The organism is Methylosinus sporium, from assembly GCF_003113265.1.
GTDB classification, from domain to species: Bacteria; Pseudomonadota; Alphaproteobacteria; order Rhizobiales; family Beijerinckiaceae; genus Methylosinus; species Methylosinus sporium.
Genome location: NZ_PUIV01000054.1, coordinates 1 through 3620 on the forward strand (window position 1 = coordinate 1; position 3620 = coordinate 3620).

At 65.8% G+C, this 3620-nt stretch carries 5 protein-coding genes and 2 tRNA genes; 6 read left to right on the forward strand and 1 reads right to left on the reverse strand.

The window, feature by feature from the left end; genetic code table 11:
* Nucleotides 1–83 precede the first annotated feature (83 nt).
* Genes ychF through C5689_RS18060 form a run of 3 tightly spaced genes read left to right on the forward strand, consistent with a single transcriptional unit; the run spans nucleotide 84 to nucleotide 1807 of the window.
* Nucleotides 84–1181, forward strand: coding sequence for a redox-regulated ATPase YchF (gene ychF / locus C5689_RS18050; protein WP_108918628.1), 1098 nt, complete (start codon nucleotides 84–86; stop codon nucleotides 1179–1181).
* Nucleotides 1182–1205: 24 nt separating this feature from the next.
* Nucleotides 1206–1421, forward strand: a complete 216-nt coding sequence (locus C5689_RS18055) for a recombinase family protein (RefSeq protein WP_108918629.1) — start codon at nucleotides 1206–1208, stop codon at nucleotides 1419–1421.
* Nucleotides 1418–1807, forward strand: coding sequence for an SPW repeat domain-containing protein (locus tag C5689_RS18060; protein ID WP_108918630.1), 390 nt, complete (start codon nucleotides 1418–1420; stop codon nucleotides 1805–1807). Before C5689_RS18055 ends, C5689_RS18060 begins: the two co-directional genes overlap by 4 nt.
* Before the next feature lies 1 nt (nucleotide 1808).
* Here the strand turns inward: C5689_RS18060 and C5689_RS18065 are convergent, their stop codons facing one another.
* The gene (locus C5689_RS18065) at nucleotides 1809–2156 is read right to left on the reverse strand and encodes a hypothetical protein (protein ID WP_244594786.1); all 348 of its coding nucleotides are present in this window, start codon (nucleotides 2154–2156) and stop codon (nucleotides 1809–1811) included.
* 138 nt (nucleotides 2157–2294) lie between these two features.
* Here C5689_RS18065 and C5689_RS18070 point away from each other — a divergent pair, with 138 nt between their 5' ends.
* The 3 genes from C5689_RS18070 (at nucleotide 2295) to C5689_RS18080 (ending at nucleotide 3303) form a co-directional block, all read left to right on the forward strand.
* Nucleotides 2295–3005, forward strand: coding sequence for an HAD-IA family hydrolase (locus C5689_RS18070; protein WP_108918632.1), 711 nt, complete (start codon nucleotides 2295–2297; stop codon nucleotides 3003–3005).
* A gap of 49 nt (nucleotides 3006–3054) precedes the next feature.
* Nucleotides 3055–3129 (forward strand) — tRNA-Val (locus C5689_RS18075).
* A gap of 99 nt (nucleotides 3130–3228) precedes the next feature.
* Nucleotides 3229–3303, forward strand: a tRNA-Thr gene (locus C5689_RS18080).
* Nucleotides 3304–3620: the final 317 nt, after the last annotated feature.

Genomic DNA, 3620 nt, shown 5'->3' on the forward strand with positions numbered 1-3620 from the left:
CCCCTCTTCGCCCGCCCCTTGCCTTTTCTCCCCGTCCCGCCCATACCGCGCCGCAGCGAGATCGCTCGAGGAAACGGGACGCCATGGGCTTCAAATGTGGAATCGTCGGCCTGCCGAATGTCGGCAAGTCGACCCTCTTCAACGCGCTGACGCAGACGGCGGCCGCGCAGGCGGCCAATTACCCCTTCTGCACGATCGAGCCCAATGTCGGCGACGTCGCCGTGCCCGATCCGCGCCTCGAAAAGCTCTGCGAGATCGCCGGCTCCAAGCAGATCATCCCGACGCGCCTCACCTTCGTGGACATCGCCGGCCTCGTGCGCGGCGCCTCCAAGGGCGAGGGGCTCGGCAATCAGTTCTTGGCCAATATCCGCGAATGCGACGCCATCGCCCATGTGGTGCGCTGCTTCGAGGATGGCGACATCACCCATGTCGAGGGCGACGTCGATCCGATCCGCGACATCGAGACGATCGAGACCGAGCTGATGCTCGCCGATCTCGAGAGCCTGGAGAAGCGCGTCGTTCCGCTCGAGAAGAAGGCCAAGGGCGGCGACAAGGACGCCAAGGAGCTGCTCGATCTGATGCGCCGCTGCCTCGATCTGGTGCGCGACGGCCGCCCCGCCCGCCTCGTCGCGATCGCGCCGGAGGAGCGCGGCGCGCTCGCCGGTCTCGGCCTGCTGTCGTCCAAGCCCGTCCTCTATGTCTGCAATGTCGAGGAAGGCGCCGCCGCGGAGGGCAATTCCTTCTCGCAGAAGGTCGCCGCGCGGGCGCGCGAGGAGGGCGCGGCGAGCGTCGTCGTCTCGGCCAAGATCGAGAGCGAGATCGCCGTGCTGCCGGCCGAGGAGCAGAAGGATTATCTCGAGGCGGTGGGGCTCGAGGAGCCGGGCCTCAACCGCGTCATCCGGGCCGGCTATACGCTGCTGCGCCTCGTCACCTATTTCACCGTGGGACCCAAGGAGGCGCGCGCCTGGACGATCGAGCAGGGCACGCGCGCGCCGCAGGCGGCGGCGGTGATCCATACGGATTTCGAGAAGGGCTTCATCCGCGCCGAGACGATCGCCTATGAGGATTATGTCGCGCTGCGCGGCGAGTCGGGCGCGCGGGAGGCGGGGAAGTTCCGGCTCGAGGGCAAGGACTATGTCGTCGCCGACGGCGACGTGCTGCATTTTCGATTCAATACCTGACGCGGGGGCGGCGCTGGCCGCGCTATTGATGCGCTTGTTGAGGGCGACATCTTGCTCGTGGCGCGCCTCGACCGGCCGGCGCGATCGACGCGGGACCTTCTCGACATGCTCGACACTTTTGCAAAGGCGCCGGGGCCGCAGGCGCTATCGCACGCTCTGACCCGCCATGCCTCTGGCCATGCGCCGCCACCGCCTTATCTCTCCCGATTCGCAAGGTCGCGGCAAGGGAGGGATGCATGAGCGATCGCGGCGTCATCGAGCAGAGGGGGAACGGCCGAGGCCAATTTCGAGGCCGCCCTTATGACATAGCCTGCCTGGTCCTCGGCGGGATCGTCTGCATCGCGCCTTGGCTTTTCGGCTATCATCATGACGTCACGGCGGCCGCGGCGAGCTGGATCGCCGGCAGCTTCATCGTCGTCGCGGCGGCGATCGCGCTCACCAGCTACACGCGGCTCTTCCGCGAGGTGAATGTCGTGCTCGGCGCGCTCACGGCTTTCGCGCCATGGCTGCTGCGCTTCGAGCACAATGTCCCCGCCGCCGTGGCTCTCGGCGCGCTGGGCGGGCTCGTCGCCTTTATCGCGGCCGCCGAGCTTTTGTTCTGGCCGGAGACGGATTCCGGCCTCTGAGCTATTTCGCCGGCGGCGTGCAGACCACCGAGCTCTCGTTCAGCACGAAGCAGATCGACATCTGCCCAGAGCGCAGATCGACGCGAAACACGCCGCCCTCGCCCGTATGACGCGAGGCGATGAGGGCGTATTCGCTGAATTGTCCGGCCTTGGCGCCCTCGCCCGGCGGATAGCAGAGCGTGACGCCGATGGCGGCGCCTTCCTTCAGCCCATATTGGCAGGCCCCGACCTCGCCGCTGGCGCGGTCGAGCCGAAACACCCGGTTGAGATCTGTCTGCGGGGCGGCGAGAAATTCGTAATTGCCGGCGAGCGCCGCACCGATCGACGTGAAGAAGATCGGCGCCGCCAGGGCGGCCCCGCGAGAGAGGAGACGAATGGCTGCGCGCAAGGTTACACTCCCTTCGACGAATCACCGGGCGCAGTCTACACGCCGATGCGGCAATCGCGAGACGGCGTCCGGCGTGGCCTCGCGGAGAAGGGCAGGGGGATGGTCGGCGCGCCGATTTTGGTCTTCGATCTCGACGGCACGCTCGCCGACACGGCCGGCGACCTCATCGCCACATTGGGGGTCCTGCTGGAGCGCGACGGCCGTGCGCCCGTGCCGCTCTCGGCCGTGCGCGCGCTGGCCGGCGCGGGGGCGCGGGCGATGATCGAGCGCGGCTTCGCCGTCACCGGGGCGCCGCTCGCGCCGGAGCGGGTGGAGGAGCTGTTTCCGGTCTTCATCGACCATTATCGCAAGCGAATCGCCGTCGAGACCCGGCTTTTCCCCGGCGCCGAGGCGGCGTTGGCGCGTTTCGCCGAGGTCGGCTTCACGCTGGCGGTCTGCACCAACAAATCCGAGGAGCTCGCCTTTCTGCTGCTCGAGCGCCTCGGCGTCGCCGAGCGATTCGCCGCGATCTGCGGCCGCGACACATTTCCAGTGCACAAGCCCGACCCCCGCGCGCTGACGCTGACGATCGACAAGGCTGGCGGAAGCGTCTCTCGCGCGGTGATGATCGGCGATTCGCAAACCGACATAGCGACGGCCAAAAACGCCGGCGTGCCGGTGGTGGCCGTGGATTTCGGCTATACGGATATTGCGGTTTCGAGTTTCGGCCCGGACCGGGTGATCTCCCATTTCGACCAATTATGGCAGGCCGTGGCTTCGCTTCGGGTTCTGGACGCCTCGACGTGCACAGAAGCCTCGCCCTGCACTTGACGGAATGCGCCGTCGTCTCTTAGAGACATAGTCGGCCACTAAGGCTTTCGGGCGGCTAGCTCAGCGGGAGAGCACTCCCTTCACACGGGAGGGGTCACAGGTTCAATCCCTGTGCCGCCCACCATTCCACCCAGTTTCGCTGAAATTCGTCGTCGATGCCGCGCTCGAGCCTATGGCGAAAGTCTTGCGCCGGCGCGATCACTGTGGCACAAGGCCGCCCGACGCTGCAGTAGCTCAGTGGTAGAGCACTCCCTTGGTAAGGGAGAGGTCGAGAGTTCAATCCTCTCTTGCAGCACCATCGCCTCCCCCCTCGGCAATTTGCGACCACAGGCTCCGCGAGCCTCTTCGTGCGTCCAAAATTCGCGCAAAATGAGGATTTCGAAGCGGCCGTGGTGACCGAACCGCCCCGCCCAAACGCCGCAACTTCAATTCGTCATCGGGATGCCGAAAAATAGCTTCGCTTTTTCAATATGATATAAAATTGACGACGGTTTCGTGAAAAAAATCGAAAGGACCTGTTGACAGTTCGGAGGGGGTGGCCCTATAAAGCGGCCATCGACGGCGGCGCTGCCAACGAGCAGCGAACGAAGTCGCTTCTTCGTCTTCTAGCGGAGT